The 15620-nt window shown below is 71.1% G+C and carries 10 protein-coding genes; 2 read left to right on the top strand and 8 right to left on the bottom strand.

What is annotated here, in order from left to right:
• Positions 1-96: 96 nt before the first annotated feature.
• The gene (locus ACFUJR_RS23980; protein ID WP_383181509.1) at positions 97-2214 is read right to left on the bottom strand and encodes a type IIA DNA topoisomerase subunit B; all 2118 of its coding nucleotides are present in this window, start codon (positions 2212-2214) and stop codon (positions 97-99) included.
• Between the two features lie 432 nt (positions 2215-2646).
• On the opposite strand from ACFUJR_RS23980, the gene ACFUJR_RS23975 reads away from it, so the two are divergent.
• Positions 2647-2877, top strand: coding sequence for a hypothetical protein (locus ACFUJR_RS23975; RefSeq protein ID WP_137992866.1), 231 nt, complete (start codon positions 2647-2649; stop codon positions 2875-2877).
• A 101-nt stretch (positions 2878-2978) separates the two neighbouring features.
• On the opposite strand, the gene ACFUJR_RS23970 is transcribed toward ACFUJR_RS23975, so the two are convergent.
• The 7 genes from ACFUJR_RS23970 to ACFUJR_RS23940 all read right to left on the bottom strand — a co-directional run bounded on the left by ACFUJR_RS23970 (position 2979) and on the right by ACFUJR_RS23940 (position 13255).
• On the bottom strand, positions 2979-3797 hold the full coding sequence (locus ACFUJR_RS23970; RefSeq protein WP_383168477.1) for a serine protease: 819 nt from the start codon (positions 3795-3797) through the stop codon (positions 2979-2981).
• 131 nt (positions 3798-3928) lie between these two features.
• On the bottom strand, positions 3929-5476 hold the full coding sequence (locus ACFUJR_RS23965) for an RNA polymerase sigma factor (protein ID WP_383168480.1): 1548 nt from the start codon (positions 5474-5476) through the stop codon (positions 3929-3931).
• A gap of 372 nt (positions 5477-5848) precedes the next feature.
• Entirely contained in the window at positions 5849-6736 is an 888-nt protein-coding gene (locus ACFUJR_RS23960) for a FadR/GntR family transcriptional regulator (protein ID WP_383168483.1), read from the bottom strand.
• A 160-nt stretch (positions 6737-6896) separates the two neighbouring features.
• The gene (locus ACFUJR_RS23955; protein ID WP_383168486.1) at positions 6897-8639 is read right to left on the bottom strand and encodes an ATP-binding cassette domain-containing protein; all 1743 of its coding nucleotides are present in this window, start codon (positions 8637-8639) and stop codon (positions 6897-6899) included.
• Between the two features lie 129 nt (positions 8640-8768).
• A complete protein-coding gene (locus tag ACFUJR_RS23950) occupies positions 8769-9536 on the bottom strand; it encodes an NUDIX domain-containing protein (RefSeq protein WP_383168489.1) in 768 nt (255 codons plus the stop codon).
• 109 nt (positions 9537-9645) lie between these two features.
• Positions 9646-11697: a glycogen debranching N-terminal domain-containing protein gene (locus ACFUJR_RS23945; protein WP_383168492.1), complete on the bottom strand. Its 2052-nt coding sequence runs from the start codon at positions 11695-11697 to the stop codon at positions 9646-9648.
• Between the two features lie 115 nt (positions 11698-11812).
• The gene (locus tag ACFUJR_RS23940) at positions 11813-13255 is read right to left on the bottom strand and encodes a DUF4192 domain-containing protein (RefSeq protein WP_383168495.1); all 1443 of its coding nucleotides are present in this window, start codon (positions 13253-13255) and stop codon (positions 11813-11815) included.
• A 135-nt stretch (positions 13256-13390) separates the two neighbouring features.
• Here ACFUJR_RS23940 and ACFUJR_RS23935 point away from each other — a divergent pair, with 135 nt between their 5' ends.
• Positions 13391-15574: a RecQ family ATP-dependent DNA helicase gene (locus ACFUJR_RS23935; protein ID WP_383168498.1), complete on the top strand. Its 2184-nt coding sequence runs from the start codon at positions 13391-13393 to the stop codon at positions 15572-15574.
• The last annotated feature ends 46 nt before the right edge of the window (positions 15575-15620 follow it).

The raw sequence follows: 15620 nt of genomic DNA, 5'->3' as shown, positions 1-15620 counted from the left end.
GTCCGACAACCGCTCACCCGCAGGCACCCTGACCTGCCCCACCCTCGCCACACCACAACCAACGAGCGCAGGACATTTAAGTCACCGGCATTGCGGCTAGGCGTCGATCCGCGAGCGGTCGAGCGTCGCCGCGGAGCTGGTGATGAACTCCTTGCGGGGTGCCACGTCGTTGCCCATGAGCAGGTCGAAGACCTGCTCGGCCGAGTCCAGGTCGCCGATGTTGATACGGCGCAGGGTCCGGTGGCGCGGGTCCATCGTGGTCTCCGCCAGCTGGTCCGCGTCCATCTCGCCGAGGCCCTTGTAGCGCTGGATGGCGTCCTTGTAGCGGATGCCCTTGCGCTGGTACTCAAGCAGGGTCTGGCGCAGCTCGTTGTCCGAGTAGGTGTAGACGTACTTGTCCTGGCCCTTCTTGGGCTGGACGAGCTCGATGCGGTGCAGCGGCGGGACGGCGGCGAAGACCCGGCCCGCCTCGACCATCGGGCGCATGTAGCGCTGGAAGAGGGTCAGCAGCAGGCAGCGGATGTGCGCGCCGTCGACGTCGGCGTCGACGAGGAGCACGATCTTGCCGTAGCGGGCGGCGTCGATGTCGAAGGTGCGGCCCGAGCCGGCTCCTATGACCTGGATGATCGCTCCGCACTCGGCGTTCTTGAGCATGTCCGAGACGGAGGACTTCTGGACGTTGAGGATCTTGCCTCGGATCGGCAGGAGCGCCTGGAACTCGCTGTTGCGGGCGAGCTTGGCGGTGCCGAGCGCGGAGTCTCCCTCGACGATGAAGAGCTCGCTGCGCTCCACGTCGTCGCTGCGGCAGTCGGCGAGCTTGGCGGGGAGCGAGGAGGACTCCAGCGCGGTCTTCCTGCGCTGCGCCTCCTTGTGCTGGCGGGCCGCGATGCGCGTCCTGGCGGCCGCGACGGCCTTCTCCAGGACGGCGCGGGCCTGGGCCTTGGCATCGCGCTTGGTGGACGTCAGGAAGGCCTTCAGCTCCCGGGCGACCACGGTGGCGACGATCCGGCGGGCGGCCGAGGTGCCGAGCACCTCCTTGGTCTGCCCCTCGAACTGCGGCTCGGCGAGCCGGACCGTCACGACGGCCGTGAGGCCCTCCAGGGCGTCGTCCTTGACGATGTCGTCCTCGGCGACGCGCAGCATCTTGGCGGAGCGCAGGACCTCGTTGACCGTCTTGGTGATGGCCTGCTCGAAGCCGGAGACATGGGTGCCGCCCTTGGGGGTGGCGATGATGTTGACGAACGACTTGACCGTCGTGTCGTAGCCGGTGCCCCAGCGCAGGGCCACGTCGACGCCCAGCTCACGGGTGACCTCGGTGGGGGTCATGTGACCGCGGTCGTCGAGGACCGGGACGGTCTCCTTGAAGGTGCCCTGACCGGTCAGGCGCAGCACGTCGCAGACGGCCTTGTCCTGCGCGAGGAACTCGCAGAACTCGCTGATTCCGCCGTCGAAGCGGAACGTCTCCTCGCTCTTGCCCACGCCCTCCAGGTCCCGTTCGTCCCTGACCACGATGGTCAGGCCGGGCACCAGGAAGGCGGTCTGGCGTGCGCGCTGGTGGAGGTGGTCCAGGGAGAGCTTGGCGTCCTTGAGGAAGATCTGGCGGTCCGCCCAGTACCGCACGCGGGTACCGGTGCGGGCCTTGGGGACGCGCTTGCCCTTCAGCAGCCCGTTGCCCGGGTCGAAGGGGCTGTCGGGGCCCTGCTCGGTGAAGATGCCCGGGACACCGCGGCGGAAGCTGATCGCGTGGGTGGAGCTGTTCCGGTCCACCTCGACGTCGAGCCTGGCCGACAGCGCGTTCACCACGGAGGCGCCCACGCCGTGCAGACCGCCGGAGGCCGCGTACGAGCCGCCGCCGAACTTACCGCCGGCGTGCAGCTTGGTCATGACGACCTCGACGCCGGACAGCCCGGTCTTGGGCTCGACGTCGACCGGGATGCCCCGCCCGTTGTCGCGCACCTCGACGGAGCCGTCGTCGTGGAGGATCACGTCGATGTGGTCGCAGTAGCCGCCGAGAGCCTCGTCGACCGAGTTGTCGATGATCTCCCAGAGGCAGTGCATCAGGCCGCGGCTGTCGGTGGACCCGATGTACATACCAGGGCGCTTGCGGACCGCTTCGAGCCCTTCGAGTACGAGCAGGTGCCGCGCGGTGTAGTTGGAACCGTCACGGTCTGCGGTCAGCAGCGCACTGGACGGCACGGACGTTTCGGCGGTCACGCGGTTCGCTCCTCGCTGAATTTGAAAACTGGCCCGGTGGGGTAAGGCCCGGCGTCGGTCACCGGTCAGAGGGTACCGATGCCTGGTAGAGCCGTTGTCACGCCACCCTCCTGATTTCTCATGCTAGTGCAGAGTCGTATGGGTGTTCGATCCCTCGATGGGGTGACGTGAACATCACGTTCCCTTCCGCGCATGAACCATTTAGGCTCCGGGCACGTCCTCATGAACAACCGGCAACCCAGCCGGGAGGACGAAACCGAGACAAGCAATGCGAAATCCGTAGAGCGACGCAATACGGCTCATTCGCCGCCAACCGGCAGCAGCAGCCACCTCAGGAAGAAGTTTCGAGGAAAAGCCACGAGCGGGAACGTTTTCGGCCTGGTTGGATGTTGACCCTGGTACGACAGCTCGTCGAGCTAGAGAAGAGGCGACGTGACTACTGTTCTGACCCCCGCGAGCCCCCTGACGGCCGCTGACCGCTGCGACCGCTGCGGCGCCCAGGCGTACCTGCGCGTCGTCCTGACCAGCGGCGGTGACTTGCTCTTCTGCGCCCACCACGGTCGCAAGTTCGAGCCGGAACTCAAGAAGATCGCCGCGGAAATACAGGATGAGACGGACCGGCTCACCGACGTGCCGGCCAAGGCAGTAGACGAGGACCGCTGACGCCTCGCATTCACGACGAGCCATGGGCCGGTCGCTGACCGGACGACGGGCGGCCACCCCCGCGTTCAACGGGGGTGGCCGCCCGTTCTCGCGCCCGAGGCTCAGAGGTTCGCCGGCAGCACGGTCGAGACCCGCGTGTAGACGCCCGGATTCTCGGCCTGCCCACAGCCGCTGCCCCAGGACACCAGACCGATGAGCCGCCCATCGGCCACCAACGGCCCGCCACTGTCCCCCTGGCAGGCGTCCTTGCCGCCCTGCGGGTCGCCCGCGCACAGCATCGTGTCGGCGCGGTACACGGTCCCGAAGCCACCGGGGTAGGCCCGCTCGCACGCGGCGTCGGGCAGGACCTGGACATGCGCCGCACGCAGTCCGGAGGCGTAGGTCCCCTTGCCGGTGGTGTCCCCCCACCCGTACACGTCCGCGGCCGTCCCCGGCGCCTCGGCCGCGTCACCGACGCGGGCCGGCGTGATCACGTACGACTCGGGCAGCGGGCTCGCCAGCGTCAGTACGGCCAGGTCGTTGGCGTTGGCTGTCGGGTCGTAGTCCGGACTGATCCAGGTGCCGGTGACACGGACCTCCCGCCCGCCCGCGCCGCCGAGGGCGCTCCGGCCCGCGATGACCTTGAAGTCGGAAAGCTCCCAGGGCGCACCGCCCAGGACGTCCCTGCCCAGGCAGTGGGCCGCGGTCAGCACCCGCGTGGGCGCTACGACCGCTCCCCCGCAGAACTGACCCGCCCGCGTACCTCCGAACCGGTCACGGCTGGAGAGGGCGACCGCCCATGGCGCGTCCGCGATCTGGGCGGGCTGCCCGCCCACCACGACACTGTCGGCGGCCGCGGGAGCGGCGGCGGCGAACGGAGCGGCCGCCGTGGAGATCAGGCCCAGGACAGCGGTGACTGCTCGGGCGATGGGGCGACGCATAGAGCCTCCTGACTCTCCGATGATGTCGGTTAACCCAGCGTCGTGCAGAGACCCGCGCGATGCACCTCGCAAGGCCGAAGGGCCCGACTCCCTCTCGGGGAACCGGGCCCTTCGGCTCGTACGACCGCGGACTAGTCGAGGTAGTCGCGCAGCACCTGCGAACGGGACGGGTGGCGCAGCTTCGACATGGTCTTCGACTCGATCTGGCGGATGCGCTCACGCGTCACGCCGTAGACCTTGCCGATCTCGTCCAGCGTCTTCGGCTGACCGTCGGTGAGGCCGAAGCGCATGGAGACCACGCCCGCCTCACGCTCGGAGAGCGTGTCGAGGACGGAGTGCAGCTGCTCCTGGAGGAGCGTGAAGCTGACCGCGTCGGCCGGGACGACCGCCTCGGAGTCCTCGATGAGGTCACCGAACTCGCTGTCTCCGTCCTCACCCAGCGGGGTGTGAAGGGAGATCGGCTCGCGGCCGTACTTCTGGACCTCGATGACCTTCTCCGGGGTCATGTCGAGTTCCTTGGCCAGCTCCTCGGGGGTGGGCTCGCGGCCCAGGTCCTGGAGCATCTGGCGCTGCACGCGCGCCAGCTTGTTGATGACCTCGACCATGTGCACCGGGATACGGATGGTGCGGGCCTGGTCGGCCATGGCGCGGGTGATCGCCTGACGGATCCACCAGGTGGCGTACGTGGAGAACTTGTAGCCCTTGGTGTAGTCGAACTTCTCGACCGCGCGGATCAGACCCAGGTTGCCTTCCTGGATCAGGTCCAGGAAGAGCATGCCGCGGCCGGTGTAGCGCTTGGCCAGCGAGACCACCAGGCGGAGGTTGGCCTCCAGGAGGTGGTTCTTGGCGCGGCGGCCGTCCTCGGCGATGATCTCCAGCTCACGCTTGAGCTTGGGCGCCAGCTTGTCGGAGTTGGCAAGCTTGTCCTCGGCGAACAGACCGGCCTCGATGCGCTTGGCGAGCTCGACCTCCTGCTCGGCGTTGAGCAGCGGGACCTTGCCGATCTGCTTCAGGTAGTCCTTGACCGGGTCGGCGGTGGCACCGGCGACGGCGACCTGCTGCGCCGGAGCGTCGTCCTCGTCCTCGTCGGACAGGACGAAGCCCTTGTTCTCGCCCTCGGCCTCCTCGTCCTCACCCTTGCCGGGCGCGACGTCCTCGAGGAGCTCCTCGCCCTCGACGACCTCGTCGGCGTCCTTCTTGGAGGCCGTCTTCTTGGCCGTCGCCTTCTTGGCGGCCGCCTTCTTGGCCACCGTCTTCTTGGCCGCGGTCTTCTTCGCGGCCGCCTTCTTGGCCGGGGTTCCGGCCTCGTCGGCCGGGTCCGCGCCCTCTGCCGCCGGAGCCGCCGCGGCGGCCGAGACGGTCTTCGTCACGGTCGTCTTGGCGGTGACGGTCTTGGTGGCGGTGCGCTTGGCCGGGCTCTTCGCTGCGACGCTCTTGCGGGCGCGCTTCGGCGACTCCGCTGCACTGACCATCAGCGTCACACCCTCTTCCTCGAGGATCTGGTTGAGGCTGCGCAGAACATTCTTCCACTGGGTTGGCGGAATCTGGTCAGCCTCGAAGGCCCGACGCACGTCATCGCCGGCGATCTGCCCATCAGCCTTTCCCCGCTCGATGAGCGCCATCACAGACTCGGACTCGGCGATCTCCGGCGGGAGCGTACGGGATGTGCTGGCCGACACGAACAACCTCTCGGAACGATGGAAAACGGCTTCCGGCCCCGCCCATGATCGGGCCGGAGCCGACGACCGTCGACGGGGAATGTGCCGACGGCGCGGGCTGGACCGGGGAACTGCACAGCGCCTGACACGGCTGCTGTATTCCTTCCTCGGCTGTCACCTCTTAGGTCATCGCACGACTTCGAAGAGTGTTACGCCCAATCCGCGTGGCCCGAGTCACACCCCATGTACGACTAATCGGTCAGAACGGGTGTTCGTGCCACATTCGCGCCGCCGGAACCCCCGCGGCCCCGGGGACACGTCATGATCCCCGGGTTCCGCGCGGGTCCGGCGACACGCGATGCGCGCACTCCGCCCGCCCGGCCACGGCCGGGGTCAGTGCTCGCGCGGAGCGGGCACGACGCGCTCCACCTCCGGGTGGACCGTGAGCAGCTGCCGCATGGCCGCCTCGGCTCCCTGGGCGTCGCCGGCCGCGAGGCAGTCGACGATACGCGCGTGGTGCGCCAGGCAGGGCTCACCAGGGCGGTCACAGCCGGTGGCGGGGCCGCCGGAGACCTGCAGGGCGGCGGCGACGATGCCGGAGAGGTGCTCCAGCATGCGGTTGCCGGCGAGCTGGATCAGCAGGGAGTGGAACTCGGCGTCGGCCCGGGTGAAGGTGATGCCGTCACCCTGGGCATAGGCGTGGCCCATGATCTCGACCATGTCGGAGAGTCGCTGCTGGACGTCCTCACGGCCGTGACCTGCGGCAAGCCGCGCGGCGAGGGGCTCGATCGTCCAGCGCAGCTCGTTCAGCTCGCGGCGCTGGTCGTCGCGTTGTGGCCCGAAGGCGCGCCACTCGATGATGTCCGGGTCGAGCAGATTCCAGTCACTGACGGGCCTGACCCGGGTGCCGACGTTGGGACGGGCGCTGACCAGGCCCTTGGCCTCGAGCACGCGCAGCGACTCGCGCACGACGGTGCGGGAGACCTCGAAGCGCTGGCCGATCTCCTCCGGGACGAGCGGGCGGTCGGCACCGAGGTCACCGGAGACGATCATCTGCCCCAGCTGCTGGACGAGCTGGCCGTGCAGCCCTCGGCCGCGGCTGCCGGCGCTACGACGCCCGACCCGGCCGAGGTCCGTCTCCACCCCCTCCCAGGAGGGCGGACCCACGCGCCCAGCAACGGGCGCCTCCGCGTACGGGTAGCGATCGAGGTCGCCCGGGGCGCCGAGGCCGGAGTCGACGGGGCGGGCGGCGGTCATCATGGTGTGCGCAAGGGTACTCACGCATCCTTTGTCGGCGTTGCCCCGGTGACCCTTGAGGTCTTTGGTGAAAAGCACACGAAAGGGTGATCGGCACTCGCTACACAATTGACGATTTATCGGACATAGATGGGCATTTTCAAGAGAGTTGCCGGGGAAGCGAAAGCTTCCGATCTTGGTGTGATCACCAACGCGCTCTGCGATGAAGGCCGGTGATCAGATACGCGCAGAGCAGAGCGGTCAACGCGAGTGCCAACGCCACCCCTACGGGCTGGGCCACCACGCGCAGCGCACCCAGCAGCCAGCGGTCGGCCGCCACCGGCCACTGCACGCTGGCGAATTCCCGCAGCCGGCCGGGGAGTCCGGCGATCGACCGGCCCGCCGGTGCCCAGCTGACCAGCCGCAGCAGTGGAGCAACGACGACGGGCACCGAGAGCACGGCTGCCACTCCCGCCGTGGCGACCCGGAAGACGCCCGCCCCCAGCACCCCCGCCCAGGCGCAGCCGACGATCAACCCCAGCCAACTCGCACAGAGGGTCGGCCAGTTTTCGGGTACGGGAACCAATTCTCCGCCGTAGACGAGGCGGAGCGCCTCCAGATCGGCCACCACGACGAGCACGGCGAGGACCACGGCAACGGCGGCCGCGACCGTCAGCTTGGCGAGCAGCAGCCCGAGCCTGCGCGGCACGACACCGCGTCCCGTGGTGAGTGCCGGGTAGCGGTACTCGTCGCCGAACGAGAAGGCGCCGAGCAGTCCGGCGCCCAGTGCGGCGGGTGGCAGCGGTGAGAGCTCGGGCCATCCGGCCAGCACCGTGGGCAGAGGTGTCCGGCCGCTGCGCGCGAGAAGTACCGAGATCACCACCGAGGCGACGAGGACGGCCGCCGCGACGAGCGGAGTCGCCGGTACGCCGGCCAGCCTGCGGATCTCGTACCGCAGCGGCCTCAGTGGCGAACGCGCCGGCCGCCGGGCCCTCGACGTTCCGGGCCCGGAGGAGGCCCCGGTTCGGCGTTCTTCGGGCTCGGCCGGACCTGAGGGATCCCGCGGGCCCAGCGGGCCGGTGTCGCCCACCTCGTCGGCCAGCTGGTGGATGAGGACTCCGTGCCGGAAGGCTGTCTCGCCGATCGCGGCGCAGTCACTGCCGTACACGGAGAGACGGTTTCCCCGTTCGGCGATCACTTCGACGGTACGGCGGGCCGCGCGCGCCTCCTGGGTGACCGCGGCGGCGAGCCGCGCCGCGTGGGGCGTCCGCACGGCCACACGTGGGCGCAGCCGGGTACGGGCGAAGGCGGCCGCGTCCTGTGCCGCGACGAGCCGGCCCTTGTCGAGCGTGACGACACGGTCGGCGTTGCGGGCCGCGTCCTTGGGATTCGTGGTGGTGTAGAGGACGGTGCCGCCGTCGGTGGCATGAGCGCGCAGGAGTTGGTGCAGCCACGCCTGCTCGCGGGCGGAGAGTCCGGCACCCGGCTCGTCGAGCAACAGCGTGTGCGGGTCGCCCAACAGGGCCGAGGCGAGGCCGAGTCGGCGGTCCATGCCACGGGCCAGCCTGCCGATGCGCTGGTCATGGAGGCCTGCGAGCCCTACGAACTCGAGCATGTCGTCGGCCCTGGTCGCCGGGACCCCGGCTGCGGCGCACAGCATCCGCAGCTGGCTGCGCAGGGTCCGCGAGGGGTGTCCGGGAACGTCGCCGAAGAGCACTCCGACCTCGCCCGCGGGGTGCGCGATGCGCTGCAGTGGGCGGCCGCGGAAGTAGGTGACGCCCCGGCCCGGCTCGAGTTCGAGCATCAGCCGCAGGGTCGTGGTCTTGCCGGATCCGGCGGGGCCGAGAAGGGCGGTGACCTGGCCCGGGGGGGCGTCGAAGGTGAGATCGTCCACGGCGGGCGGGAGGTCACGGCGGGGGCTGCTGGTGAGTCCGATGGCCTGGAGCATCGCTTCTCTCGCGGTAGGTGAGACCGCTCCGCGGCAGGGCGGCTACCCAAGCAAGATAACGCCACATTTCAGACTTTTAGTGCATGGTTGGACCCCGGGGGCGCCGGAGATCGGAACGGATCGACGCGGTCAGACTTCTGGACGGAGCATGGGCGGATTGAGCAGTGTCGCCCCACCGGCGCGGAACAGCTGTGCGGGCCGCCCTCCCTGACGGGTCGTGGTCCCGCCGGCCGGAACCAGGAACCCCGGTGTGCCGGTCACCTTCCGATGGAAGTTGCGCGGGTCGAGCGCCACACCCCACACCGCCTCGTAGACCCTGCGGAGCTCGCCGACCGTGAACTCCGGCGGACAGAACGCCGTTGCCAGTGAGGAGTACTCGATCTTCGAACGGGCTCGTTCGACACCGTCGGCGAGGATTCGCGCGTGGTCAAAGGCGAGCGGCTCGGCCTGCTCATCGCTCTCGGTCGAACCGTCCTTGCCGAGCACTTCCTCCACCGGCGCCCAGCGGGCACTGTTCGCGTCGCCGCCGGCGCGCGGGGCCGGCAGATCCGGGGCGAGCGCCAGATGAGCCACGCTGACCACCCGCATCCGGGGGTCACGCTGCGGGTCGCCGTAGGTGGCCAGCTGCTCCAGGTGGGCACCGTTGCCGGGCATGGGTGCCGGGGTGCCCGGGTCGTGGACGCAGAGCCCGGTCTCCTCCACCAGCTCACGCGCGGCGGCCGCGCCGAGGTCCTCGTCGGCCTTGACGAAGCCGCCGGGCAGCGCCCACCTGCCCTGGAACGGCGCTTCCCCCCGTCGTACCACCAGCGCACACAGGGCGTGGCGCCGCACGGTGAGCACGACCAGGTCCACGGTGACGGCGAAGGGCGGAAAAGCCGACGGGTCGTAGGGAGGCATGTCGTGATCATAGTCGTCTTCCTGACGATAAACACGCCCCTGCCGTGCATCGACGACGACTTCTTCGCGCTTCCCAGCAACGTCCCTCACCGTGTCGAGCGACATCCGATCAGACCCCCAGCTGGAGGCCGTCGGCGGCCTCCTCGACCATGCCGAGGCCGAGCCGGCTCACCCGTGCGGAAAACGGCTCACCGGCGACCCGGATGCCCGACAGCTGGACCGCGCCGAGCGGAGCCGACCGGACGGGGTGGAGGGCGACCGTGCCCCCCGGAGCGTCGGGCCGGATCCCCACGAGGGCCGTCATGAGGTGGACGGCGCCGGCGGCGGCGACCGCGGCCGGCCGACAGGCCGCCGGATGCGGAACCGGGACCGCACCTGCCGCCCGCACGCTTCCCGCGTACATCTCGGGCAGCCGGTAGCCGAACGCCTCCGCCGCGTCGAGGGTGCCCTTCAGCAACGACGCCGCCTCCCTCTCGTATCCCTCCGCTGCGAGACCCGCCACCGCCACCACCGTCTCGTGGACCCTGACCGCGCCCGCCCGGTGACCGAACGGGTTGTGGCCCGGCTCTTTGGTGCCGAGGCTGCGCAGTCCCCAGCCGGAGTCCAGCGCGGGGGTGCCCAGCATTCGGGCCAGCTGGTCGGTCGCGGATCTGTCCAGCAGGCCGGGCGCGTACCGGCCGCCACCAAGAAGCCCGGTGTCGAGGAGGTGCGATGCCCAGCCGCCGAGCTGTGTCCACGGCCGACCGCCCGGTGCCAGGGCCGCGGCGGGCCTGCCCCCTGACCGGTCGTCGATCCAGAACTCCGCCCGGAACCGCTCGCGCAGCGTGCGGGCCCAGTCCCGCCAGCCGTCTCCCCCGGGTCGGCCGCAGGCGTCGAGCAGGTCTGCGCCGAGCACGGCCGCGCGGTGGGCGTGCGCCTGCGTCTCGGCCCGCCAGGGCCCGGCGGGCCCCGGGTCCGGGACGAACCCGTGTGGGTCGGCCGCGGTACGGAGCCAGAGGAGGCACCTCTCCGCCGCGGGAAGGAGTTCCGCGAGGTCCTGCTCGGGCAGGCCCCAGCGCCTGGCCTCCGCGAGGACCGTGGGGAAGGCGAGGGTCGCCTCGATTCCCGTGCAGCGAGGCGGGAGGAAGGGGCCCGCGTCTCTGAGCGGGCCTGGAATGCGTCCGGCCGCCGGCCCCGGTCCGTCGAGCTGGATGCGGGCGATGGCCCGGAGCGTCGTGACGGCGAGCCGAGTGCCGAGCGGAAGCGCCATTCGCGCGGCCCAGAGCCCCTCGGCGGTGACGGGTCCGCACCGCCAGGGCACTCCGGCGGCGAGATGGACGTCGGCCGGGTGTTCCTGGTCGCGCTGGAGCAGCGCCCGCAGGTCGTCGACGGCGACACGCAGCAGCTCGCCGACCCGAGGGTCGTCCCCTTCCGCGCTGGCCTCCGCGACACCGATGCCACCGGGACGGCCGGTACCCGGCCCGGTGGGACCGGGAAGTCCGTGGGGGCGGTCGCCCCGCACTCTGAGTTCGATGGTCCGGGCGGATCCGGGAGCGAGGTCGACCTCCCAGCGCAGCAGCCCCGCAGCCGCCAGTGCGTCGGTCGGCGGCGGGTCGGTGCTGACGGACGCGCACCGGCCGTCCTCCGCGGTCCAGCGCATCCCCGTGCCGTGGACGCTCGCGGCGATCTCGGCTCCCGCCCTCCCGGCCGCGACGGCGCCCAGATCCGCGAGATCCGTCCCCAGAGAGATTTCCACCGGGAGCCTGAGTGGCCTGCCGGCGAAGCTGCGCAGTGTGATCCGCTCGGTTCCGTCGGCGCTCCGCGAGCGCTCGACGGTGAGCCCGGGGTCGGGCCCGGAGTCTCCCGCCATACGGACCACGGAGAGGAATACAGCACGGTCCGCCGCGTCCTGGCGGCCCGCGAGGGCGAGGGGCTCGCGGCCGGCCACCCGCAGCACGCAGCGGGAGAGGAGGCGGCGCCCGGAGGCGTAGACCCCTTCGAGACCGTGTCCGGTGAGCTGTCCGTTCTTGGAGGAGACGGCGACGGCGGGCAGGGCGACGCAGAGGAGCGCGTCGTGCACCGACGGAAGCTCCGGCGGCCGTACGGCTCCAGGGGGCTTGGGGCCGGTGGCGGGTGCGTGCCCGGCCGGGAGTCCGGGGGCCGGGGCGGGACGGGTGGCCATGGGTGGTGTGCGGTGCTCTCTGTGCGATCCGGACTACCGATGAGGGTTCGGCGGCACGGGTCGTCGGGCTCCGCCACTGACGTGAACGCCGCTGTGGGCTGCCGGGTCACGGGCGTCATCGCTCCCTCCTCGTCCCGCGCTGCCCGCCGCGCCGCGCCGCCGCATCCCGCGGCGGCCTGGGCGCGATCTTGCCGGGCCGGGTGCCGGCACCCGTCCGGCCCTGCCTGACGGCCTTGGCCGACTTGGCCACCTGCACCGGCTTGGCTCGCTTGGCTGCCCTGTCCACCCGTTCCGCCCCGCCCGCCGGCGGGCGGGTGTCCTGGGAGCCGATCGGCCGGGCCTCGGCGCGGGCCTCCACAGCAGTGGCCGCCCTCGATTCCCGTTCGTGCCTCAGGCAGCTGCGCAGCGACTCGGGGTCGAGCCCCTCGTTGCAGGCCTGGTGCAGCAGGCGGGCGAAGACGTATTCGGGGTCGGCTTCCAGCGCGAGGCCCAGTGCGGCGCGGGCCGCCGGTTCGTCCCCGGTGGACCAGGCCACCCAGCCGGCGAGGGTGAGCGGGGCCGCGGCGTGCTCGTCGAAGGGGGCGACGCAGCGCCGGGCCAGCGCGCGCCACAGGCGCAGGGCGGCGGCGCCCTCGCGGCCTTCCATCCACTCGGCGGCCTGGTCCCGCGTGTCCCGGTCCTGAAGGCCGAGAATCAGGGTGGCGGCCTCGTCGGCCCCGATCGACGCGTCGTCCGCCGCGTCCTGCTCGGCCGTCCCGTCGCGGCCCCCCGGGATCGTCACGGGCGTGCTCGCCGTGGCGCCGGCCGGGTCGGACGGGATGTCGAAGCGCCGGAGCATGTCCCGGGCGAGCTTGAGCGTCGTCTCCCTGACCTCGGCCCGCCCGACGCCTGGCGGGCCATCGAAGATCTTGGGGACGATCAGGGTCGAGCCCTCGTTCAGCGCCTTGCGCTGCTGCTCCTCGTCGGGCCACGAAGGACGCGGCTTGAGTCGTGCCTCCATGTCCCGCAGGGATCCGCGGACCTGGATTCCGGCGTAGGCGGCCGAGGCCGCCATGACCGACGTTCCGGTGAGCGCCATGGGCGTGCCGTCGGCCGGGCAGCAGCGGCTGTCGGGGCAGCAGTAGGAGAAGTACAGGCCGTCGGAGATGCAGAGGGCTTCGTAGACGGGAATGTCGAGTGCGCCGCAGGCGGTGCGCAGGCGCTGCGCGAAGGGGCGCAGCCGCTCCATCACATGGCGGCCCGTCTCGCCCGGTGGGGGGTCCTGACAGAGGAAGACGACGATGCCGTCCGGGCGGGTGCCACGCCGGGCGCAGCCGTCGACGAGGCACTCCGCGAGCTGCTCCGCCGTCGAGTCCCATTCCCTCGACGATCGCGGGATGCCGAGCCTGACCCGGCCGCCGAATCGTCCGAGCTCGCCGTGGAGGGCCACGAGGACGACGGAGTCGCTGGGATGGAAGCCGAGCATGAAGGGCAGGGCGTCGGCCAGTTCGGCGGGGCCGCGCAGGGTGATCTGCTGCGCTTCGGTCGTTCCACGGAATTCGTGCGGGTTCGTGTTCATGGTCACGACGGTCTCGCGAGGTGAGCCGACTCCGAAAGCCCTGTGGATAACTCGGCGGGGAGGTCCTCACCAGGTTTTCCACAGGTTTCGAGGCTCGTTCGCGCATTGTCCGAGTCATCGGGTTGCATGGGGGGCATGACCAACGCAGAGCGCCTTCCCGACCGCGCGGCCCTCCGAGCCACCGCCGACGCCGTACTCGCCCGCCTTGTCGGCGATCCCACGGGCACGGCGAGACTGCGCGAGGACCAGTGGCGTGCCATCGAGGCGCTCGTCGCGGACAAGCGGCGTGCGCTGGTCGTCCAGCGGACCGGGTGGGGCAAGTCCGCGGTGTATTTCGTCGCGACGTCGCTGCTGCGCGAGTCCGGCAGCGGTCCCACCGTGATCGTCTCCCCGCTCCTGGCGCTGATGCGCAACCAGGTGGAGGCGGCTGCCCGTGCGGGCATCCGCGCCCGGACGATCAACTCGTCGAACACGGAGGAGTGGGAGACGGTCCAGGACGAGGTTGCGGCGGGCGAGGTCGACGTCCTGCTGGTCAGTCCGGAGCGGCTCAACAACCCCGGCTTCCGTGACGAGGCCCTTCCCCGGCTGGCCGCAGCCACGGGCCTGCTCGTGGTTGACGAGGCCCACTGCATCTCCGACTGGGGCCATGACTTCCGGCCCGACTACCGTCGTCTGCGAACGATGCTGGCCGAGCTGCCGGCAGGTGTTCCGGTGCTCGCCACCACGGCCACGGCCAACGCCCGGGTGACGGCCGACGTCGCCGAGCAGCTCGGTACCGGCGCGGGGACCGACGCGCTGGTGCTGCGTGGCCCGTTGGACCGGGAGAGCCTGAGCCTCGGTGTCGTCCGGCTGCCCGACGCCGCGCACCGGCTGGCCTGGCTGGCCGATCACCTCGACGAGCTGCCCGGTTCGGGGATCATCTACACGCTCACGGTGGCCGCCGCCGAAGAGGTCACCGCGTATCTGCGCCAGTGCGGCCATACGGTCTCCTCGTACACCGGCCGCACCGAGAACGCGGACCGGCAGCAGGCCGAGGAGGACCTGCTGGCCAATCGGGTCAAGGCCCTGGTGGCGACGTCGGCCCTGGGCATGGGGTTCGACAAGCCGGACCTGGGCTTCGTGGTGCACCTCGGTTCGCCGTCCTCTCCCATCGCGTACTACCAGCAGGTGGGCCGTGCCGGGCGTGGTGTGGAGCATGCCGAGGTGTTGTTGCTGCCGGGCAAGGAGGACGAGGCGATCTGGCAGTACTTCGCGTCGGTCGCCTTCCCGCCCGAGGAGCAGGTGCGCCGCACCCTCGACGTCCTGGCGCAGGCGGACCGTCCGCTGTCCCTCCCTGCCCTGGAGCCCCTGGTGGAGCTGAGGCGGACCCGGCTGGAGACGATGCTCAAGGTGCTCGACGTGGACGGTGCCGTACACCGGGTGAAGGGTGGCTGGACGAGTACGGGACGGCCCTGGGTGTACGACTCCGAGCGCTATGCCTGGGTGGCGCGGCAGCGTGCGGCCGAGCAGCAGGCCATGCGCGAGTACGCGGCGGGGACGGGCTGCCGGATGGAGTTCCTGCGCCGTCAGCTCGACGACGAGGAGGCCGCGCCGTGCGGCCGCTGCGACAACTGCGCGGGGTCCCGGTTCGACCCGAAGGTGAGCGACGCGGCGCTCGATGCCGCCAAGGGGGAGCTGGGCCGTCCCGGTGTGGAGGTGGAGCCGCGCAGGATGTGGCCGACCGGACTCGCTGCGGTGGGCGTCGACCTGAAGGGCCGTATCCCCGCGGGCGAGCAGTCGTTCGGCGGACGGGCGCTGGGCCGGCTCTCGGACATCGGCTGGGGAAACCGGCTGCGTCCGTTGCTGTCCGAGCGGGCGTCCGACGGTTCGGTTCCCGACGATGTCGTGCAGGCGGTGGTGCGGGTGCTCGCCGACTGGGCGAAGGGGCCTGGGGGTTGGGCGTCCGGGGCGCCGGACGCTCCGGCCCGGCCGGCCGGTGTGGTGACGGTGGCCTCGCGCAGCAGGCCGCAGCTGGTCGGCTCGCTGGGGCAGCGGATCGCGGAGATCGGCCGGATGCCTCTGCTGGGGGCGGTCGAGTACGCGCCGGAGGCCGAGGAGCTGCGGATCTCCCGGACCAACAGCGCTCAGCGGGTGGTCGGGCTGCACCAGGCGCTGATGGTGTCTCCCGCCCTGGCGGAGCGACTGGGCTCGGCCGGGGGCCCCGTGCTGCTTGTTGACGATCTGTCGGACAGTGGTTGGACGCTCGCCGTGGCGGCCCGTCTGCTGCGCCGGTCGGGTGCCGAGGGGGTGTACCCCCTGGTGTTGGCCGTCCAGGCGTGAAACGGGGAGTGAACAGTGGGCGTCTGGGCAGGGATATGAGTGTCAT

The sequence above is a fragment of the Streptomyces sp. NPDC057271 genome (assembly GCF_042668715.1).
Lineage (GTDB): Bacteria > Actinomycetota > Actinomycetes > Streptomycetales > Streptomycetaceae > Streptomyces.
This window is presented reverse-complemented; position numbering and strand designations above follow the sequence as displayed.

Bases quoted from the DNA above. Each gene is read 5' to 3' on its own strand.
- ACFUJR_RS23970 (WP_383168477.1), bottom strand. From the start codon at position 3,797: ATGCGTCGCCCCATCGCCCGAGCAGTCACCGCTGTCCTGGGCCTGATC.
- ACFUJR_RS23955 (WP_383168486.1), bottom strand. From the start codon at position 8,639: ATGCTCCAGGCCATCGGACTCACCAGCAGCCCCCGCCGTGACCTCCCG.
- ACFUJR_RS23950 (WP_383168489.1), bottom strand. From the start codon at position 9,536: ATGCCTCCCTACGACCCGTCGGCTTTTCCGCCCTTCGCCGTCACCGTG.
- ACFUJR_RS23945 (WP_383168492.1), bottom strand. From the start codon at position 11,697: ATGGCCACCCGTCCCGCCCCGGCCCCCGGACTCCCGGCCGGGCACGCA.
- ACFUJR_RS23940 (WP_383168495.1), bottom strand. From the start codon at position 13,255: ATGAACACGAACCCGCACGAATTCCGTGGAACGACCGAAGCGCAGCAG.
- ACFUJR_RS23935 (WP_383168498.1), top strand. From the start codon at position 13,391: ATGACCAACGCAGAGCGCCTTCCCGACCGCGCGGCCCTCCGAGCCACC.